General features: G+C 68.1%; 23 protein-coding genes, 1 tRNA gene and 1 rRNA gene. 6 read left to right on the plus strand and 19 right to left on the minus strand.

Features of this window, described 5'->3' with window-relative positions:
* Positions 1-109: 109 nt before the first annotated feature.
* Positions 110-2,467 carry an accessory Sec system translocase SecA2 gene (gene secA2, locus PQI66_RS03165; protein ID WP_339995926.1) on the minus strand — a complete coding sequence of 786 codons (2,358 nt, stop codon included), beginning with the start codon at positions 2,465-2,467 and terminating at the stop codon, positions 110-112.
* A gap of 150 nt (positions 2,468-2,617) precedes the next feature.
* Here secA2 and PQI66_RS03170 point away from each other — a divergent pair, with 150 nt between their 5' ends.
* The 6 genes from PQI66_RS03170 to PQI66_RS03195 all read left to right on the plus strand — a co-directional run bounded on the left by PQI66_RS03170 (position 2,618) and on the right by PQI66_RS03195 (position 5,656).
* Positions 2,618-3,457, plus strand: coding sequence for an alpha/beta hydrolase family protein (locus PQI66_RS03170; RefSeq protein WP_339995927.1), 840 nt, complete (start codon positions 2,618-2,620; stop codon positions 3,455-3,457).
* Between the two features lie 27 nt (positions 3,458-3,484).
* Entirely contained in the window at positions 3,485-3,988 is a 504-nt protein-coding gene (rraA, locus tag PQI66_RS03175; protein ID WP_339995929.1) for a ribonuclease E activity regulator RraA, read from the plus strand.
* Positions 3,989-4,116: 128 nt separating this feature from the next.
* A tRNA-Pro gene (locus tag PQI66_RS03180) sits at positions 4,117-4,190 on the plus strand.
* Positions 4,191-4,393: 203 nt separating this feature from the next.
* The gene (locus PQI66_RS03185; RefSeq protein ID WP_339995931.1) at positions 4,394-4,561 is read left to right on the plus strand and encodes a hypothetical protein; all 168 of its coding nucleotides are present in this window, start codon (positions 4,394-4,396) and stop codon (positions 4,559-4,561) included.
* Positions 4,562-4,642: 81 nt separating this feature from the next.
* Positions 4,643-4,828: a PspC domain-containing protein gene (locus tag PQI66_RS03190; RefSeq protein ID WP_339995932.1), complete on the plus strand. Its 186-nt coding sequence runs from the start codon at positions 4,643-4,645 to the stop codon at positions 4,826-4,828.
* 99 nt (positions 4,829-4,927) lie between these two features.
* Complete coding sequence (locus tag PQI66_RS03195) at positions 4,928-5,656, plus strand: superoxide dismutase family protein (protein WP_339995933.1); 729 nt, start codon at positions 4,928-4,930, stop codon at positions 5,654-5,656.
* A gap of 57 nt (positions 5,657-5,713) precedes the next feature.
* On the opposite strand, the gene PQI66_RS03200 is transcribed toward PQI66_RS03195, so the two are convergent.
* From PQI66_RS03200 to rrf, 18 genes are all read right to left on the minus strand, one after another.
* A complete protein-coding gene (locus PQI66_RS03200; RefSeq protein ID WP_339995934.1) occupies positions 5,714-6,370 on the minus strand; it encodes a DUF4395 domain-containing protein in 657 nt (218 codons plus the stop codon).
* Positions 6,371-6,458: 88 nt separating this feature from the next.
* Entirely contained in the window at positions 6,459-8,825 is a 2,367-nt protein-coding gene (gene der / locus PQI66_RS03205; RefSeq protein ID WP_445227983.1) for a bifunctional cytidylate kinase/GTPase Der, read from the minus strand.
* Positions 8,825-9,739 carry a pseudouridine synthase gene (locus PQI66_RS03210; RefSeq protein ID WP_339995937.1) on the minus strand — a complete coding sequence of 305 codons (915 nt, stop codon included), beginning with the start codon at positions 9,737-9,739 and terminating at the stop codon, positions 8,825-8,827. The genes der and PQI66_RS03210 overlap by 1 nt, the downstream gene beginning before the upstream one ends.
* Before the next feature lie 75 nt (positions 9,740-9,814).
* Positions 9,815-10,381, minus strand: coding sequence for an SMC-Scp complex subunit ScpB (gene scpB / locus PQI66_RS03215; RefSeq protein ID WP_339995938.1), 567 nt, complete (start codon positions 10,379-10,381; stop codon positions 9,815-9,817).
* Between the two features lie 14 nt (positions 10,382-10,395).
* A complete protein-coding gene (locus PQI66_RS03220) occupies positions 10,396-11,229 on the minus strand; it encodes a segregation and condensation protein A (RefSeq protein ID WP_339995939.1) in 834 nt (277 codons plus the stop codon).
* 2 nt (positions 11,230-11,231) lie between these two features.
* Positions 11,232-12,098, minus strand: a complete 867-nt coding sequence (locus PQI66_RS03225) for a ParA family protein (protein ID WP_339995940.1) — start codon at positions 12,096-12,098, stop codon at positions 11,232-11,234.
* 102 nt (positions 12,099-12,200) lie between these two features.
* Entirely contained in the window at positions 12,201-13,157 is a 957-nt protein-coding gene (locus PQI66_RS03230; RefSeq protein ID WP_339995943.1) for a site-specific tyrosine recombinase XerD, read from the minus strand.
* On the minus strand, positions 13,147-13,806 hold the full coding sequence (locus tag PQI66_RS03235) for an NUDIX hydrolase (protein ID WP_339995944.1): 660 nt from the start codon (positions 13,804-13,806) through the stop codon (positions 13,147-13,149). Before PQI66_RS03235 ends, PQI66_RS03230 begins: the two co-directional genes overlap by 11 nt.
* A 13-nt stretch (positions 13,807-13,819) precedes the next feature.
* A complete protein-coding gene (locus tag PQI66_RS03240) occupies positions 13,820-15,481 on the minus strand; it encodes a CTP synthase (protein ID WP_339995945.1) in 1,662 nt (553 codons plus the stop codon).
* Positions 15,482-15,543: 62 nt separating this feature from the next.
* Complete coding sequence (locus PQI66_RS03245; RefSeq protein WP_339995947.1) at positions 15,544-16,458, minus strand: copper transporter; 915 nt, start codon at positions 16,456-16,458, stop codon at positions 15,544-15,546.
* The gene (gene steA / locus PQI66_RS03250; RefSeq protein WP_339996024.1) at positions 16,458-17,636 is read right to left on the minus strand and encodes a putative cytokinetic ring protein SteA; all 1,179 of its coding nucleotides are present in this window, start codon (positions 17,634-17,636) and stop codon (positions 16,458-16,460) included. Before steA ends, PQI66_RS03245 begins: the two co-directional genes overlap by 1 nt.
* Positions 17,637-17,703: 67 nt before the next feature.
* Positions 17,704-19,422, minus strand: coding sequence for a DNA repair protein RecN (recN, locus tag PQI66_RS03255; RefSeq protein WP_339995949.1), 1,719 nt, complete (start codon positions 19,420-19,422; stop codon positions 17,704-17,706).
* Positions 19,423-19,444: 22 nt separating this feature from the next.
* On the minus strand, positions 19,445-20,368 hold the full coding sequence (locus PQI66_RS03260) for an NAD kinase (protein WP_339995950.1): 924 nt from the start codon (positions 20,366-20,368) through the stop codon (positions 19,445-19,447).
* The gene (locus PQI66_RS03265) at positions 20,365-21,204 is read right to left on the minus strand and encodes a TlyA family RNA methyltransferase (protein ID WP_339995952.1); all 840 of its coding nucleotides are present in this window, start codon (positions 21,202-21,204) and stop codon (positions 20,365-20,367) included. The genes PQI66_RS03260 and PQI66_RS03265 overlap by 4 nt, the downstream gene beginning before the upstream one ends.
* A gap of 2 nt (positions 21,205-21,206) precedes the next feature.
* Positions 21,207-21,413: a hypothetical protein gene (locus PQI66_RS03270; RefSeq protein ID WP_339995953.1), complete on the minus strand. Its 207-nt coding sequence runs from the start codon at positions 21,411-21,413 to the stop codon at positions 21,207-21,209.
* Positions 21,410-22,387: an HAD-IIA family hydrolase gene (locus PQI66_RS03275; RefSeq protein WP_445227989.1), complete on the minus strand. Its 978-nt coding sequence runs from the start codon at positions 22,385-22,387 to the stop codon at positions 21,410-21,412. Before PQI66_RS03275 ends, PQI66_RS03270 begins: the two co-directional genes overlap by 4 nt.
* Before the next feature lie 12 nt (positions 22,388-22,399).
* The gene (locus PQI66_RS03280; protein WP_339995956.1) at positions 22,400-23,452 is read right to left on the minus strand and encodes a tetratricopeptide repeat protein; all 1,053 of its coding nucleotides are present in this window, start codon (positions 23,450-23,452) and stop codon (positions 22,400-22,402) included.
* 178 nt (positions 23,453-23,630) lie between these two features.
* Positions 23,631-23,704, minus strand: a 5S ribosomal RNA gene (gene rrf, locus PQI66_RS15410); the annotation flags it as partial.

Here is a 23,704-nt window from a genome sequence, read left to right on the forward strand (position 1 = left end):
CCGCAGGTCGCGGGAGGAGCCGATGAGGAAAGCGGGCGTGACGCCCGCAAGCCGTTTCCATCATACTACCCGGCTGCCTCCGGGCTCGGTGGAAAGCCTCGCCGAAACGTCACCGGAACATCGCGGCGATCGACCCGACCACGGTTCCCCCCGAGTTCGACAGCGGGTTGTCGTTGACCATGTAGGTCCATGTGGCACTGGGCTTGTGCAGGCCCTGACCTGCCAGGTCCACCCCCTCGGAGGTGATGTCCACCGCGCTGAAGGTTTCCCGTGCCTTGGTCACGGCGCGTTCGGCGAGCTCGCCGAACGCCGCGATGGACATGCGGTGGAACTCGTCGATCGGACTCTCCCGCGCGATGGCGCGCAGGTGGATGGACTCACGGATGTCGTCGAGGTAGGCAAGGTGCTCACTCCACTCGAAGTCCAGGTGGAACAGCATGATCTCCCGGGCCGCCTGTTCCAGGACATCCTGGGGGACACCCTCCGACTGGAGCCTGCCCGCCTTCTCCACGTCGTGGTAGCTGAGATCCTGCCAGGCGGTGTCGGTGTCGAGGACTGTGCCGCGGCGGTCGTCGACAATCTCACGCTGGTCGTTGATGAGCTTGTTGTACTTCCACGTGGTGGCGTGGATGTCCAGCATCTGTCCCTCCGCAACCCGCTGGCAGTGGTCGATGAACTGAAGCACCTTGCGCTGCTCCAGGCGCCCGTCCGCCCCCGGCTCGGCGCGGAGCTCCTCACCGGCGCCACCGGTACTGACCACGTCGTCCTCGAGGGACACGAAGAACACCGATGAACCGGGGTCGCCCTGGCGCCCGGCGCGTCCCCGCAGCTGGTTGTCCAGCCGCTGGGAACGGAACCTGCCGACCCCGACGACGTGCAGACCGCCGAGTCCGACAACGTGGTCGTGGTCTTCCTCGTCGCGCCCTCCCAACCGGATGTCGGTGCCGCGACCCGCCATCTGGGTGGAGACGGTGACGTGACCGGCCCTGCCCGCCTCCGCGACGATGTCCGCCTCCGCCTCGTGGTTCTTGGCGTTGAGGACGCGGCAGTCGACACCCCGGTCGGCCAACGCCTGTGCCACCCGTTCAGACTCCGCGATGTCCTGGGTGCCGACCAGGACCGGCTGTCCGGCCTGATGGACCTGCACGATGTGGTCGACGGCGGCCCCGTCCCGCTGGTCCTCGGTGGTGTAGACACGGTCGGCCTCGTCGAAGCGCTGCGTCGGCACGTTCGGGTCGATGACGCTGACGGACAGGTCGTAGAACTGACGGAGCTGGTCGCTCGCCGCGACGGCGGTGCCCGTCATGCCGCACTTGCGCGGGTACAGGCCCAGCAGGGCCTGGACGGTGATCTGGTCGAGGATACGTCCACCGTCGGTCACCTGGAGCCCTTCTTTGGCCTCCACGGCGGCCTGCAGTCCGTCCGGCCACCGCTGCAGCTCCGCGACGCGCCCACGCGAACCGTCGATCAGCGCGACCTTTCCGTCGCGCACGATGTAGTGCACGTCGCGGCTCAGCAGGTGTTGGGCATGCAGGGCGACGTTGACCTGGGACAGGAGGGTCCCCGGCGCATCGGCGCCGTCGCCTCCGTCAGTCTCGCCGTCGTCCCCACCGTCGTCGTCGCCTTGTCCGTAGAGGGAGCCGATCTCCAACCCCTTCTCCACGAACCGCGCACCCGAGTCCGTGAGGAAGACGTTACGGCGGTCGCCGGACACCGTGAAATGACGGTTCTCCTCCATCCTGCGCACCAGGTCGGTGATCTTTCCAGCAGGCGCGGGTCCCGGCTCCGACCCGGCCAGCACGAGGGGAACCAGCGCCTCGTCGACCATCACCGAATCCGCCTCATCGACGATGGCGACGTCCGCCGGTGTGCGGACAGCGTCATCACGACGGGTGATCAGCTGGTCGCGCAGCACGTCGAAACCCATCTCGTTGACTGCACCGAAGATCACGTCACGGGAGTAGATCTCCCGCCGCTCATCAGCCCCGTACTCTTCAGCGATGGCCCCGTGCGTCAATCCGAAGAAGTCGAGCAACGGCCCCATCCACCGGTCGTCGCGCCCGGCGAGGAAGGAATTTACGGTGATCAGGTGGACCCGGCGCCCCTGCAGTCCGTAACCGACCGCGGTCATCGCACCGGTCAGGGTCTTTCCCTCGCCGGTAGCCATCTCGACGACGTCACCGACCAGCATGCGCAGCGCCCCCTGCAGCTGCACGTCGAACGGCCGCATGCCGATCGTGCGTTCGGCAGCCTCCCTCATCGCCGCCAACAGCATCGGCGCATCGTCGATCGACGGCACGTCGCCGGTGGTCACACACGACCGGGCGATGGTGACGACCTCCTCGTCCGACGCCCCGGCAAGCCGTTCGGCGGACTTGGCCGCCTCGGACACGATGGTCTTCGACTTCTTCTGGTTCGCCGTCGCCGACGAACCCATGGCCTTCCAGAACCAGCCGAATCCGGCCATTCTCGCCTCCGCAAACTTCGTGAATAGGGGTCGTGTGACACACGCTTCGGTTGCCAGGATAGTCGCCACGGGGCCGGGCTGACACCGGCACGCCGGTCCTGCGCCGCGTCACCCGCCCGGTTCCCCACGGCGGCGACTATCCTGATGCAGGTGACTTCCCGAAGTGTGGCTTCCGTCGACGTCCGGTTCCACGGAGGACAGGTGGACGGCCGGACGGGGCCGGTACTGTCCGGAACCGTCGACCTGCCCGGCGATGTCCGGGGTCTCTCCCCGGAGGAGTTCCGCGCCTCCGGTGTTCCGGTCGCACTGTTCGCCCATTGCTTCACCTGCCACCGGAAGGTTCCCGCCGCCTTCCGCATCTCCAAGACGCTGGCCCGGGCGGGCATCGCCTGCCTGCGTTTCGACTTCCCCGGTCTCGGCGAATCCGAGGGAGACTTCGCGTCCACCACCTTCTCCTCCAACATCGCCGACCTCAACGCCGCCGCCACCTGGCTGGAGGAACGTCTGGCTGCGCCGTCCCTGCTGGTGGGGCACTCGCTCGGGGGTGCCGCCGTACTGCGCGCCGCACGGGACATTCCGTCGCTGGAGGCCGTCGCGACTATCGGGGCGCCCTACCGCCCGTCGTCTGCGGCCCGCTCACTCCAGGACGACTGCGCCGGCCTCAGCCCCGGTGACGTACGCACGGTGCACCTTGCCGAACGCGACATCCCGGTGTCGTACTCCTTCCTCAGCGATCTCGCCGACGTCTCGGAGCCGGCCCGTGTCGCCGCCGACATCGCGGCGATCAGGAAACCACTGCTGGTCCTGCACTCCCCGACCGACCAGACTGTCCCGGTCTCGGATGCCACCCGGATCATCGAGGCTGCGTCCTGGCCGAAGAGTCTGCTGAGCCTCGACGACGCCGACCACCTGCTCACCTGGCGCGGGTCAGCGCAGCGCGCCGGGCAGACGATCGCGACGTGGGCGGAACCGTACATCCGCCACCTGTGACGGCGTGCAGCGCTAGGCTGACTGACCATGAGCAACGACATCACCTTCATCCCCACAGCCGATCTGGTCGACATCATCGGGTCAGACGTCCGCAGTTGCGACACCCAGTTCCGCGATCTCGGCGGGCACACCGACTTCTGCGGACCGATCACGACCGTGCGCTGTTTCCAGGACAACGGTCTGGTCAAGAAGATCCTCCAGGAGGACAACCCCGGCGGGGTGCTCGTCGTCGACGGCGACGCATCGGTCCACACCGCACTGATGGGTGACATGATCGCGGAATTCGGTGTCGAGCACGGCTGGGCCGGTGTAATCATCAACGGGGCGATCCGCGACTCCGCCGTTGTCGGCGGCATGGAATTCGGCTGCAAGGCACTCGGCACCAACCCCCGCAAATCCGCCAAGGACGCTGCCGGGGAACGCGACATCACGGTGAGCTTCGGCGGCGTCGACTTCGTGCCCGGACACATCGCCTACGCCGACGCCGATGGGATCGTCGTCGCCGAGACACCGGTCTCCCCCTCCCCGTGACTGCGGTGACTGCGGAGCCGTGGCACCGTCAGAGCCGGCGGCCTCCGTCCGCAAACCACCGCCGAGCAGGCGATTGGCGAACACGAATATCGGTGTTGTAATCTATGCGAGGTCCAGCGATGGACCGGCGGACTGTGGCGCAGTTTGGCAGCGCACTACACTGGGGGTGTAGGGGTCGCAGGTTCAAATCCTGTCAGTCCGACAAATGTCCCACCCTTCCGAGGGTGGGATTTTTGTGTCCCGCCAGCAGTTCCCCTCCGACAGCACAAAGCACCATGGGAACACCCCCGATGTTCAGATCGCATCAGCGGACTACGGGGACCGCTCCCCGAGCTTCCACTCAGCCTTCCACGAGGCTTGTTACAGTCCCTGGCGACCGCTCTAAGGACACAGAAAGGGACTCTCATGGACCCCGTCGGAATGCTCTACGACTTCTTCCTCGGCATCTCAGTCAACATGCTCAACGGCATCATTGACCTCCTCGCCTTCCTCCCCGGGAACCTTGACCAGCAGTACATCGCCTTCGTGCCGGACGGGACAGCGAACTGGAACGGCCACCGCTACGAGGTGTGACGACACGATCCCGACGGGGTCCGCAGCAGTCCTCGGCCGGGCCCGGCGTTAGCCACGTCTCCGCGGCGTAGCCTGGGGGCCATGTCCAGACTTGAACGCTCCCCCAACCACCGGGTCGTCGCAGGAGTCTGCGGCGGAATCGCCGACTGGCTCGGCTGGTCCCCGACCACCGTCCGACTCCTGTTCATCCTGTCCTTCGTCTTCCCCGGGCCGCAGGCAATCTTCTACTTCGTTGCCTGGATCGTGATGCCGAGCCCCTCCCGGTAGACGCGATGAACCGCCCGCGATCGGCCGGACGGCGCAGCGGGGATTCGGTACCCTCGAGGAGAACACCACAACCGTTCCCCACCTGTTCGAGAGGACGCCGTGTTCAGCACCAGTTCCAGTTCACCTGCAGCAGACCCCACCACCCCACCCGCAGCCGCGGGACAACGCCGCCGGAGTGTCATCGCCCTCGGCGCGGCGAGTCTGCTCGTCCTGTCCGCCTGCTCCACGGACAGCGACGACGATTCATCGACGGATGCCGCTGCGGCAACCGGGACGGACACGTCGGAGACCGCCGGCTCCGGTAGCGCGGACGCCATTGCCACTGCCGCAGTCACAGACGCTGACGGCGCCGAGGTGGGGACCGTGGAGGTCTCCGCACCGGGCGGAGACGACGCCGGCACCACGGAGCTGTCCGTCTCGTTCTCCGGACTGGAGCCGGGCATGTACGGTATGCACCTGCACGCCGTCGGTGTCTGCGAACCCGACAGCACCGCCCCGGACGATGACTCCGACGACCCTGAATCGGGTGACTTCCTCTCCGCAGGAGGCCACCTGGGTGCCGACGGTCATGATCACCCCGATCATGGGGGCGATCTGCCCGCACTCCTCGTCAATGAGAACGGGGAAGGACGAATGACGGTCACCACCGACCGGATCGAGGATTCTGATCTCCTCGACGACGACGGTTCGGCGATCATCGTCCACGAAGACCCCGACAACTACGGAAACATACCCGAGCGATACGCCCCCGACGGCCCGGACGAGGACACTCTCTCCACCGGCGATGCGGGTGGTCGCCAGGCCTGCGGCGTCTTCGAGGCCGCCTGACCCCCCACTCCGCGGCCGTCGACATCACCGCCGCTCACTGTTGTCGGTATGCACGACTCACGTGGCAGTGGACCGTGACGCAGCGGTGGGGGCTGCGGGACGGACCGCGCAGTCGGCGCGTATGTCGGCGGGAACCACCCCCCACTGCTGCAGACGGGCGAAGATCAGGCACCCCAGACAGACACCCATGAACCCCTCCAACGCGGCCGCCGCGACAAGGAGAAGCAGGACGATGTCCGAGGCCTCCGTCAGTCCGGCGACCCGCAGTCCCAACGCAGTCCCGGAGAACACCAGGCCTATCATCTGGGCGAAACGCTTCGGTGCCCCTGCGACAAGCACCGGCGCCCCGAACACCCGCTGAGCAAGCCAGCGGACCGACAGCTGTCCGAACGGGTCGAAACGGGGCCCGGCGAGGACCCGTAGAAGGAAGCCGACGACCAGGAGCGTCCCCGCCACCGTCGCCGCAACGGTGAGCCCTACCTGCGAGAGCACCACCGTGACCACGGCGAGGGCGACCACCAGCATCGCCGTGGTCCGTGCAGCGCGGTCGTTCACCACCGGCGGAAACCACCACAGGGTGCCGGGCCCGCTCGGCGGAGCCGCCGAGCGGGCCGACCTGACTTTCCCCGCGACAAACGCCGGACGCTCCCTCCCCAGGTCCGTCGTCTGACTGCTGAACCGCTCCGGCGGTGTAGCTGCTGCGTCGTCGCCCATAACTCCACGAAGCTACTCCCGCAGTCCGCCGGGCACCATGGTTCCGCTCACATCGGCGACAACTCCGGAGAGGTGTCCCCCGGTCGGCCTACTTCTTGCGGCCGCGCTTCTCCCGCACGCGCACCGCGATCCGGACCGGTGAACCTTCGAAACCGAAGGACTCACGCAGCCGGCGCTCCAGGAAGCGACGGTACCCGTGCTCCAGGAAACCGGTGGTGAACAGGACGATCACCGGCGGCTCGGAGGATGCCTGGGTGGCGAAAAGCACCCGCGGGAGCCGACCGCCACGCATCGGCGGCGGGGTCTGTGCGATCACGGCACGCAGCCAGGTGTTCAGCTGTCCGGTCGGGATCCGCAGGTCCCAGCTCTCCAGCGCCTCGATCATCGCCGGTTCCAGCTTCTGCAGTGCCCGCCCCGTCTTGGCGGAGATGTTCACCCGACGTGCCCAAGGCACGTGCGCGAGCTGCTGGTCGATCTCCCGCTCGAGCTCGTCGCGGCGTTCCTCGTCGACCATGTCCCACTTGTTGTAGGCGATCACCAGGGCCCGACCCGAGTCCAGGATCATCCGCAACACCCGCTGGTCCTGCTCCGCGATGGGCTCGGAGGCGTCGACCAGGAAGATCGCGACCTCGGAGGAGTCGATCGCGGCGCGGGTACGCAGGGAGGCGTAGAACTCGTGGCCACGGGCCGTCTTGGTCTTCTTGCGGATACCCGCGGTGTCGACGAAGCGCCAGGCCCGTTCGTTGAGCTCGACCACCGAATCAACCGGATCGACCGTCGTGCCGGCGACGTTGTCGACGACCGACCGTTCTTCACCGGTGATCTTGTTCAGCAGCGAGGACTTTCCGACGTTCGGACGCCCGACGAGAGCGACGCGTCGAGGACCGGAGACCACCGACGCCTGCCGGGGGGTGTCCGGGAACTTCGCCAGAACCTCGTCGAGGACGTCCGCCGCCCCCCGGCCGTGCTGGGCCGACACCGGGAACGGGTTACCCAGCCCGAGGGACCAGAACTCCGCCATGTCGCCGTACTGTGAATCGGAGTCGAACTTGTTCGACACCAGCACCACCGGCACCTCGGAGCGCTGCAGACGACGGGCGATGAGCTCATCGGTGGAGGTGATTCCGACCTTGGTGTCGACGACGAAGACGATGACGTCCGCCGTCGCCATCGCGGTCTCGGCCTGGCGGGCGATGGCGCCGTGGATCCCCTTGGCGTCGGGGTCCCATCCACCGGTGTCCTGAACCCAGTACCGACGACCGTTCCAGTCACCGAGATACGAGATCCGGTCGCGCGTGACACCGGGGAAATCCTCGACGACCGCCTCTCGACGACCGATGAACCGGTTGACCAGGGTCGACTTGCCGACATTGGGGCGCCCGACCACGGCCACGGTGCACAGGGCCTCCTGCTCCGCCCGGTCATCACCGAGTACCCCGAACGCCTCTTCGACGGCATCCCAGTCGGTGTCGTCGGCATCGGCGCTGAGGAGGTCGAAGTCGGCGAACTCGGTGTCGTCGACGACGTCACCGAAGTCGCTCTCGTCGTACTCCCCGAAGAAGTCCTCCTCCGACTCCAGGCCGTCGTCGATCACCGAATCATCGGTGTCGTCGGCATCGTCGGTGTCGGCAGTACCGTCAGCATCGCCGAGGACCTCGCCGTCCGTCGTCCGGAAGACCAGTGTCTCACCACTGTCGGCGTCGCCGACCCAGGCCGGGCGTGCCGCGGAGTCTGCCGCGAGCCGGGTCAGCTCGGCGAGCACCTGCTCGACATCCATGTCCCCGGTGTCGAGGACGGTGGCGTCCACTGCCGGACGCAGCGGCGACACGGCACGGGAGGAGTCCGCGGCGTCACGTCGTTCGACGTCGGCGAGCACCTCGTCGAAATCAGTGTCGCGGCCGGCAGCCACGTCCTGCACGAACCGGCGACGGGCGCGGACCTCCGCGCTCGCGGTCATGAACACCTTGCACGGGACCTCGGGGAAGACGGCGGTGCCGATGTCCCGTCCCTCGACGACACACCGTCCTGCGCGCAGTGCCAGCGAACGCTGCAGCGCCACGAGGTTCTCCCGGACCTCGGGAATCGCCGACACCGCCGACACGTGGGCGGTGACCTCCGGCCCACGGATCTCAGCGGAGACGTCCTCACCGTCGAGCAGCACCTCGGTGGAGGCGGGGTCCTCGTTCACCAGCAGCGGCAGGTCAGCGGTGGCGGCAACCACCGCGGCGGAGTTCCCCGGGTCGATGCCCGCACGCAGCACATGCAGGGTCGCGACCCGGTACATCGCCCCGGTGTCGAGGTACTTCGCACCGGCTGCCCGGGCGAGCAGTCGGCTGACCGTAGACTTCCCGGTACCCGACGGTCCGTCCACGGCGACGATGAAGCCGCCACCGGCGATGTTGTCGACCTTGCTGAGGTCGGTCACGTCAGTCACGTCGTTCCTTTCGTTGGTCATTACAGCTGCACCGCGTTGTAGAGACTGGTCAGCTCGGAACGGTTGAGGGCCCGCAGCGTCCCGGGCTTCTGTTCACCGAGCTGCACCGTGTGGACCTTGGTCCGCACCAGGGCCTGGACGGGGAAACCCGCCTCCTTGAGCATGCGGCGCACGATATGCTTGCGACCCTCATGAATCTCCAGCTTGATCAGGGACTTGCCCTGCCAGACATCGATGATCTGGACGTAGTCGGCGCGTGCGATGCCGTCGTCGAGGTCGATACCGTTCTTGAGCTGGTGGATCAGCCGACGGTCGACTTCGCCGAGCACCGTCGCCAGGTAGGTCTTGGACACCTCGTAGCGTGGGTGCATCAACCGGTTCGCGAGCTCACCGTCATTGGTCACCAGCAGCAGGCCTTCGGTGGCGGCGTCGAGCCGGCCGACGTGGAAGAGCCGTTGGCCGGCGGCGACCCGTTCACCGACGAGGTCCCCGATGCAGGGGCGACCCATGTCATCACTCATGGTGGACTGGAAGCCGCGCGGTTTGTTCAACGCGTAGGTGACCAGGTTCTCGTCGACGATCACGCGGGTGCCGTCGACGCGGATGACGTCGCTGTCGGGGTTGACGCGAATGCCCTGCTGGGTCACGGTCTGGCCGTTGACGTCCACACGGCCGGCGTCGATGAGCTTCTCGCACATCCGGCGAGAGGCCACGCCTGCGGCGGCGAGGACCTTCTGCAGCCGCACGGACTTGTCGTCGGTACCGCCTCGTCCCTTACCGGCGGTGGAGGACGGTGAGGAGCCTCCGGACTGCGGTGGCTTACGGTCGGGCACGTGTTGACGACGTGCGGGGCGAGCATTGGACACGTACAGGTCAGCAGGGGTCTTGCCTGGTTCCTGTTCCGGTGTGCCGTCTCGGCGAGCGGGGGTGTTCACGAAAAGTCCTCATCAATCAGTCGAGGGTGTTCAGTTATGTCAGTTGACCAGTCTAACCCGTCGGCGGGACAACGGTTAGTCGGTCTGATCAACGCCGTCGATACCGTCGATACTGTCGACGTCCGGCAGCAGCGGGGCGAGGTTCGGCAACGCCTCGAGGGACTCGATACCGAGTTGTTCGAGGAACAGGTCGGTGGTGGCGTACAGGTGTGCTCCGCCGACCTCTCCGGTCACCCCGACCTCCGCGATCAGCCCTCGCAGCGTGAGCGTACGCATCACCCCGTCGCAGTTCACGCCACGGACCCCCGCCACCTGGGACCGGGTGACCGGCTGACGGTAGGCCACCACCGCGAGAGTCTCCAGTGCCGCCCGTGACAGCCGCTGCTGCGCCCCGTCGAGGATCTTGGCCTCGACGGTGGTCGAGTTCTCCCGCCGGGTGTACAGACGCCAGAGTCCGTCACGCTCACGCAGCTCGAAACCCATGCCCCGGTCCGCGAACTCCGTGGCGATCTCCGTGAGCGCCTCGACCACCCGTACCTCGGAGGTTTCCAGCAGGCGGGCGAAGTCTGCGGGTGAGGACGGTTCGTCCGCCACCAGGAGCAGAGACTCCAGGCGGCTCCGCAGGATGCTGACCGGTTCCACGATGAATGATCCTCTCAATCCCAGTTGCTCGCCGCGACGACGGCCGGGTCCACGTCCAACCCGGTCCATGCCACGCTCATCTCCTCGAGCGGAACAGGTTGTTCAATCCCCACGGCACGGGCCTTGTACAACTCCAGCAGGGCAAGGAACCTCCCCACCACCGTCATCGACACCTCGCAGTCGGAGATCAGGGTACGGAAACTGACCCAGGTCTCGGCACCGGCGACGCGCAGAGTGGACAGGATGTGACCCGCCTGTTCGGGCACGGAGACATGCTGGGCGTGCAGATGGGTCGTCGACACCTCCGAGGGCTTCGGGCGGAACACTGCGGCCGCCCGTTCGGCGAATTCAGCGGCGGTCATGCCCAGTTCCACCGGAGGCATCAACTCGGTGAACTGCTCTTCCAGGGAGAGCTGCACCGGGTAACTGCGGTCGGCGTCGCGTTGCCACTGCGCGAACAGTCCCGCCACCGACTTGTAGGCCCGGTACTGCAGCAGGCGGGCGAACAACAGGTCCCGGGACTCCAGGAGCGCGAGATCCTCCTCGTTCTCCACTTCCCCGCGCGGCACCAGCCGCGCAGCCTTGAGGTCCAGCAATGTCGCCGCAACCACGAGAAACTCGGTCACTTCGTCAAGGTCGTCGACGCTGCCGGTGAGGGTGCGGGTGTAGGAGATGAATTCATCGGTCACGCGGGCCAGCGCGACTTCAGTGACATCCATCTTGTGTGAATGGATCAACTGCAGCAGCAGGTCGAAGGGCCCGTCGAAGTTGGCCAGCGCGACCCGGAAACCGGTCAGCTCCGGCTGCTCGGACGTCGAGGCGACCACCTCATCCACCGCGGTGGTCACCGTCAGGTCCTCTCGACGACCTCGGCCGCAAGGTCAAGGTACTGCCTGGCGCCGTCGGAGCTCGGGGCCCAGGACGTGATCGGCTCTCCGGCCACCGAGGTCTCCGGGAAGCGCACGGTGCGGGTGATCACGGTGTCGAAGACCTTGTCCCCGAACACCTCGACGACCCGTTCCATCACCTCCCGGGAGTGGTTGGTGCGCCGGTCGAACATCGTCACGAGGATGCCGGTGACCTCGAGCCGGAAGTTCAACCGGTCGCGCACCTTCTCCACCGTGTCGGTCAGCAGGGCCAGGCCGCGCAGCGAGAAGTACTCGCACTCCATCGGGATGATCACACTGTCGGCACAGCTCAGCGCGTTGACCGTGAGTAGTCCGAGCGACGGCTGGCAGTCGACGATGACGTAGTCGTAGTCGTTCATCACCGGATGGAGCGCCCGCGCCAGTGCCTGCTCCCGGCCGACCTCGTTGACCAGCTGAATCTCCGCCGCCGACAGGTCGATGTTCGCGGGGACGACGTCGAGCCCCTCGACCGGACTGTGGTGGAGGGCCTCGTGGATCGTCGCCGAGTTGTCGACGAGAAGATTGTAGATCGTCACGTCCAACTCTTCGTGGTCGATGCCCAACCCCGCGGACAGCGCCCCCTGCGGGTCGAGATCGACCAACAGGACGCGACGGCCGTAGGTGGCCAGCGCGGCCCCCATGTTGATGGTGGAGGTCGTCTTTCCGACCCCGCCCTTCTGGTTGCACATCGCGATCACGGTCGCCGGGCCGTGCCGGTCGAGCGCGGCGGGCCGGGGAATCTCACGCAGCGGGCGTCCGGTGAGGCCCAGTTGGGGCTTGTCGAACAGGCCTTCCGATGAACGAGCCATCTCGGTCAAGCTCCCTTCCTTGAATCTGTGGCGTTCTTCCCTGGTGTCGCAGGAAGAGGCGTGTGACGCCGCCGCGATGAACAAATCACACGGTTCAGATTATCACGCACGCGGGTGCGACTCCGCCCAGGTTTCCCGAAGCAGGTCGGGGGTGACTTTCGTGTAGATCTGCGTGGTGGAGACGCTGGAGTGCCCGAGCAGCTCCTGGACGACACGGACATCGGCACCACCGGTGAGCAGGTGGGTGGCGAAGCTGTGTCGCAGACTGTGCGGCGAGATCTCACCGATACCGGCCCGCTCCGCGGCCGAGGAGACGATCTTGTACCCGGCCTGTCGCGTGAGCCGACCTCCCCGTGCCGTGAAGAACAGGGCGGAGGCATCCGCCCCGTGGCGGCTGCGCTGTGCCAGCGACGGGCGCGCACGTGTCAGGTAGGCATCCAGGGCGTCCAACGCCGGGTCCCCGACCGGGACGATACGTTCCTTTCCGCCTTTGCCACGGACACGCAGCAGTCCGTCATTCCGGTCGACGTCATCACGGTCAAGGTCGGTGGCTTCACTGATGCGGGCCCCTGTGGAGTACAGCAGCTCCACCAGTGCACGGTCGCGGAGGTCCAGCAGGCCCGCCCCGTCACCGGACGGGCAGGCCTCGATGAGACGGAGAACCTGGTCGGTGGTCAGTGCCTTCGGGAGGTCACGGCGCCCCGGCGACAACGGCACATCCGCGACGACGTCCGGCAGCCCGGTCTCCCGGGCGGTGAACCCGTGCAGGCCGCGGACCGCGCTGAGGATCCTGGCGACCGAGGTCTGGGCGAGAGGCCGCTGCCGGGTCACGGCGCACCCATGACGCAGGTCCACGATGAACCGTTCAATGTCGGTCGTCGAGACCGTCGCCATGTCGAGGCCGTCGTGCGCCAGCCACGTCAGGTAGCGGTCGACGTCCCTGCCGTAGCTGCTCAGTGTGTTGGCGCTGCGCCCCCGCTCGGTCCGCAGATGGCGCATCCACGCCCGGGCCCGCCGCTGGTCTGCCGCGGACACCTCCGGGAGTTCCTCAGCGGACATGCTTCATGTCCGCCCCCGCCTCCCGGCCTCCACTGCGCCGCCGGGCGAGTCCGGAACGGTAGGCGAAGGGTTCGGCGACGTCGCGGCGAACACCGGCGTCGTGGTACAGGAGCCCGGCCACCGCCGTCGCATTCTCGATACGCCCGTGCCGGACCCACTCCACGGCCTCATCGACCGGAAGCCACGTCGTGGTCATGTCCGCTTCCTCACCGGACGCCTCCGCTCCCGCCCCCGGATCGTCGGAGGTGACCGACCGGACATCCTCGGCGAGGAAGATACGGCACATCTCCTCGCTGATCCCCGGCGACGAACACACGTCACCGAGCAGATGCCACCGTCCGGCGGCCAACCCGGCCTCCTCGGCGAGTTCCCGGCGTGCCGCCTCCAGCGGGCTCTCCCCGACAACGTCGAGCAGCCCGGCCGGTAGTTCCCAGAGGTACCGGTCCACCGGACGGCGGTACTGGCGGACCAGCATCACCTCCGGTCGTCCGTCCGTCGCCGAGGTCCGCACGGCGACGACCGCCACCGCACTGAAGTGCTCGACGATCTCCCGGGTGGCCTCACCGGTGGCGGTGGTGATCCGGTCGCGGCGCACGGCCACCACCGGCGCATCCACGAGCAGCTCACTGGACAGCGTGCGGTACTCCACGACGGGGGTTCCTCTAGCTGCCCTGGCGTTGTACCGCCGCACGAACCAGTCCGCTGAACAGCGGGTGCGGCCGCGTCGGGCGCGACTTGTACTCCGGGTGGGCCTGTGTCGCCACGAGGTAGGGGTGCACCGACGTGGGGTACTCGACGAACTCCACCAGGGTTCCGTCGGGCGAGATCCCGGAGAAGACCAGGTCGGAGTTCTCCTCGATCTCACTCCGGTAGGCGTTGTTGACCTCGTAGCGGTGCCGGTGACGCTCCGAGACCTCGTTCTCACCGTAGGCCGCGGCCACCACCGAGCCCTCGGTCAGCACGGCCGGGTACGCGCCGAGACGCATCGTGCCGCCCAGGTCAGCCTGACCTGACACGGCGGCCTGCTGCTCCGCCATGGTCGAGATCACCGGCGAGGGGGTGTTCTCGTCGAACTCGGTGGACGAGGCGTCGGCGATTCCGGCGTTGCGGGCGGCCTCGATGACGGTGCACTGCAGCCCCAGGCAGATACCCAGCATCGGGACGAGGTTCTCACGGCAGTGGGTCACCGCACCGATCTTCCCCTCGATGCCCCGGATCCCGAATCCACCGGGGACGACGACGGCGTCGACGCCCTTGAGCGCCTGCGCCGCGCCGTCGGGTGTGGCGCAGTCGTCGGCGGCGATCCACCGGACGTTCGCCTTCACCTGCTCGCCGAAGGCCCCGGCCCGGATCGCCTCGGCGACCGACAGGTAGGCGTCCGGCAGGTCGATGTACTTGCCGACCAGTCCCACGGTGACCTCACCCCTGGGCGCGTGCACCCGGTCGAGCAGTCCGCCCCACACGGTCCAGTCGACGTCCCGGAAAGGGAGGTTGAGCTTCCGGATCAGGAACGAGTCCAGGTGCTCACGGTAGAGCACGCGCGGGATGTCGTAGATCGAGGCGGCGTCGGCGCAGGACACGACGCCCTCCTCCTCGACGTCGGTCATCATCGCGATCTTGGACTTCAGTCCCTCGGGAACCTCCCGGTCGCAGCGCAGCACGATCGCGTCGGGGATGATGCCGATGCTGCGCAGTTCCGCGACGGAGTGCTGGGTCGGCTTGGTCTTCAGCTCACCCGACGGTGCCAGGTACGGCACGAGGGACACGTGGATGAAGAAGATGTTCTCCCGGCCGACCTCGTGGCGGACCTGTCGCGCGGCCTCGAGGAACGGCTGGGACTCGATGTCACCGACGGTGCCGCCGATCTCGGAGATGACGACGTCCGGCTTCACCCCGTTGGCGTCCGGCAGTGCCTGGGCGAGGATCCGGGACTTGATTTCATCGGTGATGTGCGGGATGACCTGCACGGTCTTCCCCAGGAACTCGCCACGGCGTTCCTTGGCGATGACGGTGGAGTACACCTTGCCGGTCGTGACGTTGGCGTTCTGGGTGAGGTTGCGGTCGAGGAAGCGCTCGTAGTGACCGAGGTCGAGGTCGGTCTCGGCGCCGTCGTCGGTGACGAAGACCTCGCCGTGCTCGAAGGGGTTCATCGTGCCCGGATCGACGTTGAGGTACGGATCCAGCTTCTGCATGGTGACCGTCAGCCCCCGTGCGACGAGCAGCTGCCCCAGGCTGGCGGCGGTCAGCCCCTTGCCCAGCGACGAGACGACGCCGCCCGTGACGAAAATAAACTTGGTGTGCTGCTCGCTACGGCCCTGAGACACATCGACTCCCGTGGTTGGAACTGTTAAAACCTACGGGGCTTCAGTCTAACAGACGTCGGCGCCTACTCCACTGTCGGCGCCGCGGCGTTCGACGCCGACCCGTAGGCACCGGCGTCGCCGTCCAGCTGACCGGCGACGGCACGCACGACGGTGATCCGGCCGGCGACGGTGGTCACGTTGTCCACGGTACTGACGTTCTCGGTCGCGTCGGCGTCGGCCCGGATGAGGCCGAGCGCACCGTCACGTGCCGCTGACCCGTGTTCACCGGCCAGGACGACTCCCCCGGTCGTCTCGTCCAGTGCGGCGGCGAGGTCCGCGACGAAGCGGGTGGAGTAGTTGCCGTCGCCGTCGCCGTCGGACGCTCCACCGGTCACGACGACCACCGCGTCCGCCGCCGAGAGGTCGTCCTGACCGTCGGCGAAGAAGCCGGCGTTCCCGAGTGCGCCGAGCACCACCGCGCGGTCGGACTCGCTGGCCGCGTCCCGGCCCGAACTCAGGGACTGCCCGAGCAACTCACCGACGTGGTAACCGGGGTCCAGCCGGTCCTCGGACAGTGAGGCCCCCGCCGGCAGGCTTCCTGCGGCGAGCGACTTCAGCTCGTCACCGGACTCCGGCGACGTCAACGAGGCGTCGAACCGCAACGTCCCGGCGTCCTCTCCGCCGGCCTCGCCGATCAGGTCGCGGACCGCGTCGACGGCGTCGTCGTCCGCGTCCGCGGTGGCCATGACCATCACCGAGCGACCGTCCAGGTCATCGCCGACGGCATCCGCCGCCAGGTCCGACAGCACCGCATCAGAGGCGTCGCCCTCGGCGGCCTCCAGGTCGGCCCGCTCGGCCTCCTCCGAGAGCCGGGCCTGCGCCTCCGAGTCCACGGCCGCCGGGCCACCCTCCACATTCGGAGCCAGGACGTAGAAACCCAGGGCGGTGCCCAGGGCGATTCCGATCGCCACGACCCCGGTCGTCTTCGCTGCGCCCATCAGAACAGGTCCTGGAAACGCAGGGCGATGTTGTTCCACGTGTCGACCAGGTTGTCGGCGAAGCTCCCCGACCCGCTGAATCCTGCGATCAACACGATCACCAGCACGGCCAGCAGGACACCGACGAGTGCCCACCACCAGCCGCCACCGCTCCGGGAGACCCGGTAGAGCTCGGCGACGGCCGAGGAGTCGACGAGGCGTCCACCCACGCGTAGGCGGGAGAGCATCGCCGACGGCGTGTCCGGGGACTGCGCGGTGTCGAAGATACGGTCCAGGTCCAGCACCGGTCCGAGGTTCACCACCATGGACGCACCGTGGTAGTTGGCCAGCAGCAGCGCCAGGTCCGTGGAATCGGACGTGGCCGCGGGGAACGTCATCGCGCCGACCCCGAGGTCCTGGATACGTTCCAGACCGGCGGCGTGACCGTCCGGCTCGGCGGGGAGGACGATGGTGGCACCGGAGTTCAGTGCCTCGTTGCTGATGACCTCAGGATCACCGACGATCACCCGGGGGCGGTAGCCGTGCTTGAGGACGGTGTCCGCCGCACCGTCGACGGCGATGATGACCGGCTCGTACTCCCGGATGAAGTAGCGCAGGGACTTGATCTTGTCGTCGATGGCCGGGTCGGGGCTGACCACCAGCACCTTGCGGTCGTCCATGTCCACACCGACCTCGGGGATACCGAGACCGTCGATGAACAAGGGGGCTTCGGTGCGCACGAATTCGGCGGTGTTCCCGGTGAACGCCTCCATGTGGTCGGCCAGGGTCTCGCGCGCCTCGTCGAAACGTGCGACGGCGACGTCGTCCTCGAGGATCTCGCCCTTGCCGATGGAGCGGTCCCCGTAGAGGATCTTGCCCTCGTGCAGCCGGCCTTTGCGTCCGTTCTTCAACCGCTCGGTGAGTGACGGGTCCGCGTCGTCGACCAACACGATACCGGCGTCCAGCAGCATCTGCGGTCCGAAGTTCGGGACGTTCCCGGTCGAGAACGGCGCCGTGTTGACCACCGCGGCCACCTTGGCGTCGATGAACTTCTGGGCGAGGGCGCGACCGATGTCCGGCTGGTCGATGACGACGATGTCGCCCTCGGACAACCGGCCGGTGCCGTTCGTCCCGGTGCAGTCCCGGGTGTGGCCGTGGATGCCGGGGGTGTCAGTACGGGAGAAGATCATGCAGACCATTGTGGCGGTTGGGCGCGTCACCGGCGGGTAGGCGCGCCGACGGGACCGACGAGATTGACGGACGTCGTCACCGGGCGCCGAGGTCCACCTTGGCCTGGCGCGCCGTCTCCAGCAGTTCCTCGGCGTGCGCACGCCCGGTGTCCGACTCGAGACCGGCCAGCATGCGGGACAGCTCCTCCACCCGTCCTGCGTCGTCGAGCGTGCGCACACTGGACCGCACCGACTCGTCCGAGGCCGCCTTGGCCACATGCACGTGCGCATCGGCGAAGGCCGCGACCTGGGGCAGATGGGTCACCACGATGACCTGGTTGTCGACGGCGAGCCGGGCGAGCCGCCGTCCGATCTCCACGGCGGCGCGTCCCCCCACACCGGAGTCCACCTCGTCGAAGACCATCGTGCGACCCTGCCCGGCCAGGACCACCTCGAGGGCGAGCATGACGCGGGAGAGCTCGCCGCCCGACGCCGTCGCGGCCAGCGAATTCGGTTTCCCTCCCTGGACGAGCAGGAACTCGACCTCGTCGATACCGTCCGAGTGGCAGTCCGCGGCCTCCGCCGCCGCAGCTCCCCGTCCCCCTGCAGTGCGCACCTCCACACGCAACGACGAGGACATCTGCAGCCCCTCGATCTCGGTGCTCACCGCCGTGGCGAACCGGCCTGCGGCGGCGGACCGGGCGGAGGACAGGTCCTGTGCGGCACCCACCATCGCCGAGGACGCCTCCTCGACCCGGCCCCGCAGTTCCTCGAGGGCGTCGCCGGAGACGTCGATCGACCCCAGACGCTCACGCGCCTGGTCCCGCCACGCGAGAACCCCGTCGATGTCCGACGAGTACTTGCGCAGTTCACGGAGATCCTGCTGTCGCGCCAGCAACCCTTCGAGGCTCTCCGGGGACGGGACGTCCGCCAGCGCTGCGCCGATCTCACCGGAGATGTCGGCCAGGTCGGTCACCACCGTGTTGAGGCGTGCCGCGAGATCCCCGAACCGCGGCTCGGCACCGGCACGGCCCGACAGGGCGGTGGCGGCCGCGGACAACGACTCCACCGCCGCGGTCTCCTCCAGGCCCGTGTCGGGGTCGCCGCCGTCGATCGCAGCCAGGGCGGTCAGCGCGGCGTCCCTGACCTCATCCGCGTCCTGCAGACGGCTGATCGTCAGTTTCAGCTCCTCGTCCTCCCCCGGCTGCGGGTCGAGTCCGTCGATCTCCTCCAGTGACCGTCGCAGGGTCTCCGCCTCGAGGGCGAGGTCGCGGCGTTTCCCGGTACGTTCGTTCAGGTCCCGCGCCAGGGCCGCCCACTCGCGCCGCAGACGGCGGTAACGCCGGCGGTCCTCGTCGAGTCCGGCGAACCTGTCGAGGTTCCGCAGCTGCCGGGTCGGGTCCAGCAGCTGCAGCTGGTCGGACTGGCCGTGGATGGTGAGCAGGCGGGACGAGAAGTCCCCCAGGACGCCGGCCGCGACAGTCCGCCCCGCCAGGTGCGCACGGGAACGGCCCGATGAACTCACCGAGCGGGAGACCACGACCTCGCCGTCCTCCAGGTATCCTCCGACGTCGTCGACGAGCGCTGCGGCGGTGGAGTCCTCGTCCGTGTGGAAGACACCGTCGACGGTCGCCCGGTCAGTGCCCGCCCGGACCCGTTGACTGTCCGCACGGGAACCCGACAGCAGCTTCAGACCGGTCACGACCATGGTCTTGCCCGCACCCGTCTCACCGGTCACCACCGTGAATCCGTCGGTGAACTCGGCGACGGCCTCCTCGATGACACCCAGGTTCCGGATCTGGAGTTCCCTCAGCATCTGAGCATCTCCGTATCCCCCGTCACCGTCGCGGTCCGCGCCACCCGGTGACCGGGAGGCGGAACTTCTGGACGAGTCGGTCGGTGAACGGTTCGGTGTCCAGCCGCACCCACCGCACGTCCTGCGGCCCACGGCGGATCTCGACCCGGGCACCCGGAGGCATGTGGATCTGCCGGAAACCGTCCATCACCGCCGTCGCCGGGGACGTCGACGGATTCGTCTCGACCGCGACGGTTGAGTCCGGGCTGACCACGAGAGGACGCGCGAACAGCGTGTGGGCGTTGGAGGGGACCACCAGGATCGAGGCGAGCTCCGGCCAGAGGATCGGACCACCCGCGGAGAACGCGTAGGCGGTCGAACCGGTCGGTGTCGACACCAGGACTCCGTCGCACCCGAACGAGCTCACCGGTCGCTGGTCGACCTCGAGGATGGTGTCCAGGACGCCCTGACGGTTCAGGTTCTCCACGGAACATTCGTTCAGGGCCCATCCGGTACCCAGCACCCGGCCGTCGTTGTCGCGGGCGGTGACCGAGAGCGTCATCCGGTTCTCGATGCGGTAGTCCCCGGCGATGACCCTGTCGAGGGCCTCCTCCAGTGACTCCTGCTCCCACTCGGCGAGGAATCCGATGTGGCCCATGTTCACCCCGAGCACCGGGACGTCCTGGGCGTGGGCGATGTCGGCGGCACGGAGGAAGGTCCCGTCGCCCCCGAGGACGAGGACGAGGTCGACCCCCTTGGCGGCCTCGGTGGTGTGGCCGTAACGCGGGAAACGACCGAGGATCTCATGGCGTGCGACCGGTGCGGGGTCACCGGTGGACATCACCCGGACGGTGAGGCCTCCGTCGGAGAGCCGCTGGGCCGCGGCCGCGGCCATGTTGAGCTTGTCCGACGCACCGGTGTGCGCGACGAGGAGCACCTCGCGGACCCGGGGGGCTTCTTCAGTCACTGGGGACCCTCCTTCACTGCCTTCTCGACCATGGCGGTCAGCGCGTCCTCACCGGGAGCGCCGACGCCACCGTCATTGACCAACCACAGAAAGTATTCCACGTTTCCGCTGGGACCGGGCAAAGGCGACGCAACTACTGCCCGGGTGGACAGTCCCTGCTGCAGTGCGGCACGGGCGATCTTCAGGGTGACCTCGGCGCGCAGTGCCGGGGCCCGGACTACCCCACCGTGGCCGAGCCGGTGCTTTCCCACCTCGAACTGCGGCTTCACCATCGGCAACAGGTCGCCGCCCGCCGCGACGCACGCCGCCAGGGCCGGAAGCACCAGCTCGATGGAGATGAACGAGAGGTCGCCGACCATCGCGTCCGCCGGGCCACCGAGTTCCCCGGCGGTGAGGGTCCGCACGTTGGTGCGGTCCAGGACCGTGACCCGGTCGTCGTTCTGCAGGCGCCAGATCAGCTGGCCGTACCCGACGTCGACGGCGAGCACTTCTGCGGCGCCACGGTCGAGGCAGACGTCGGTGAATCCACCGGTCGACGCCCCGGCGTCGAGAACCCGCCGTCCGGAGAGACTCAGCCCGGCGGGTTCGAACGCCTCGAGTGCGCCGAGGAGCTTGTGTGCGCCGCGGGACGCCCAGCGGTCGTCCTCACTGACCGTGACCCGGATCGAGACGTCGCCGTCGACGCCGGTGGCCGGCTTCGTCGCGAGCATCCCGTTGACGCTGACCCGGCCGGCGAGGATCATCTCGCGGGCGTGGTCGCGTGACCGTGCGTCCTTCCGTCTCACCAGCTCGGCGTCGAGACGCTGGAGCCGCCGGTTCCTGTTCGTCTTCGGCACGGTCAGCGTCCCTCCATCGCAGTGTTGATCAGGTGGTGTGCGTCCTCCAGGAGAGCCGCTTCGTCGACACCGTCCGCGTCAGAGGCGAGAAGGGCGTCGACCTGGGCGACGAGGGACTCCGCGTCGAAGGCCCCCGCACCCTGCTCCCCCGGTCGACCGGGCGCCACGGACGGGGTGGACGACTGCCGTGCCAGGTCACCGGGATTCATCGCCAGCCCTCCACGGCACGGACCGCGGCGTCATCGCCGGGGGCGCCGATGACACGGGGCTCACGCCCGTGGTCACTCTCCTGCCAGAACACCGGTGCCGCCGCCGCCACGGCCTCGGCCGACATGACGTCGACCGCACCGATCTCACCCGAGGACACCACGATATCCTCCCCCCTGCACTCCGCCGACCAGCCGGGGAGGTGGTCCCGCAGGTTCGCGGCGATGTAGGTCGGACGGAATTCCGTGTGCAGGAGCTGCGTATGGGTCGCCACGCCCGTCAGCACGCACAACGTGTCGATCCCGGCGGCATTTCCTCCGGCGATGTCGGTGTCCAACCGGTCACCGACGGCCAGGGGTCGCCGGGCACCGGAAGTGTCCACGGCGCGGGTGAACATCTCAGGCAGGGGCTTGCCTGCACTCTGCGGGGACACCCCTGTAGCGCTCACCACGGCGGCGACGAGCGACCCGTTCCCGATCAGGAAACCTCGCTCGGAGGGGAGGGTCGTGTCGAGGTTCGAGGCCACGTACTCCGCACCGGCCCGGATGCTCAGCGCCGCCTCGGACAGCTGCGCCCACCCGGTGTCCGGGCTGTGACCGTGGAGGACGACATGGGGCCGGCTGTCGGCGCTGTCGACGACCTCGAAGCCCGCCTCGGAGGCGAGCTCACGGAAGGACGAGGCACCCACGACGTAGGCACGACGGCCGGATTCCGGCACCGCGCGACGGGTGAGGACGTCGTTGGCCAGGGTGCAGGCGGCCTGGGCCGACGTCAGGACCTGGTCGTCCGTCACGGCGAAGGACAGGGACCGCAGATGCTCGGCCACCTGCCGCGGCGACCGTGAGGCGTTGTTCGTGATGTACACGACCGCACGTCCGTCGAGGGCCTCACGTGAGCCGTCCACCGGCTTCCCACCGGTGAACACGGTGCCGTCCAGGTCCGCGAGGAGCACGTCGTAGTCGTCGAGGAGTCGCAGTCCTGCCATGGGTCAGGCGTTCCCGAGTTCGCGGAGGCGGGTTTCGGCGTCGAGCACGTCCTCGGTGTCCATCTCGACCACGCGCTCGAACCATTCACGGGCCCCGTCGGAATCTCCGGTGGCCAACAGGGCGTCGGCGTAGGCGTAGGCCACCCGTAGCGCGGTGACGTCGGGGAGGTCGGTGGCTTTCGACTCCGGCTGGAGGACGGCGAGCGCGGCGTCGTTGTCGCCCAGGTCATGCTGTGCGCCGGCGACGACGATAGCGAGTTCGGCCCGGCCTTCGGGGTCCAGGTCGGATGCCTCCGGCACCCGTCCGAGCTCGACGGCCTTGTCCGGGTGTCCGAGGCCGCGTTCACAGTCCGCCATCACGGCCAGCAGGCCCGGGCCACCGGCCATCCGACGCGCCGCACGCAGTTCGGTGAGCGCCTCCTTCCACTGCCCGGCGTGGTAGGCGGCGATGCCGAGCGTCTCCCGGGTGATGGGGACGCGTCCTCCGCGGTCCTTTGCGGCACGGGCGTGTGCCAGCGCCCGGTCCGGATACTTGTCCATGAGTGCCGCAGCCATGACGAGGTGCCCGGCGACCTTGTCCGCGTTGTCCTTCGAAAGACTGCGGAGCTCCTGACGGATACCCGGGTCGAGCTCCTTGGGGCTCACGTCCGAGGGAATCTCCGGCTCCTGGTTCCTCTGGTTGATCCGCTCTTCACGGTAGCCGGAGCGGTGCGGGCCGTTGTGCCGGTCACGACGACGGTCGTCACCCTGCCCCTGCCCGCCACGGTTGGGACGGCCCCCCCGGTTGTCGCGGCCACCCTGCGCACCCCGGCCTCCACGACGGTCGTCACGGTCGTTCCGACCGCCGTCACGCCGGTCATCCTGGCTCCGCCCACGGTAACCTCCGCGCTCGTCACGGCGCTCGTCACGGCGGTCGTCACGCCGCCGATTGTCGCGGTTGCCGTCGCGGTTGCCGTAGCTCCGGCGATCCCCCTGTCCGCGTCGGCCGCCGTTGGACGACTGGTTTCCGCCGCGATGGTGGTTACGGGAGCCGCTGCCGCCGGAGGATTCGCTCATGTGACTGCCTCTTCCTAGAAGTTGTGATTCCTGACCGATTCTAGGTCAGGCCCGCACGGAGACCAACCGCGCTGTGGCGGCGCCGACGTCGGGGACTGTGTACGCACAAAAAAAGTGTGTGGCCGGTGCAGCCGACGATCGACTGCTCCAACCACACACCTCTGATACAAATTTTTGATGCCGGCGGCGTCCTACTCTCCCACACCCTCCCGGGTGCAGTACCATCGGCGCAGGCAGGCTTAGCTTCCGGGT

The organism is Corynebacterium sp. USCH3, from assembly GCF_037619475.1.
Classification (GTDB): Bacteria; Actinomycetota; Actinomycetes; order Mycobacteriales; family Mycobacteriaceae; genus Corynebacterium.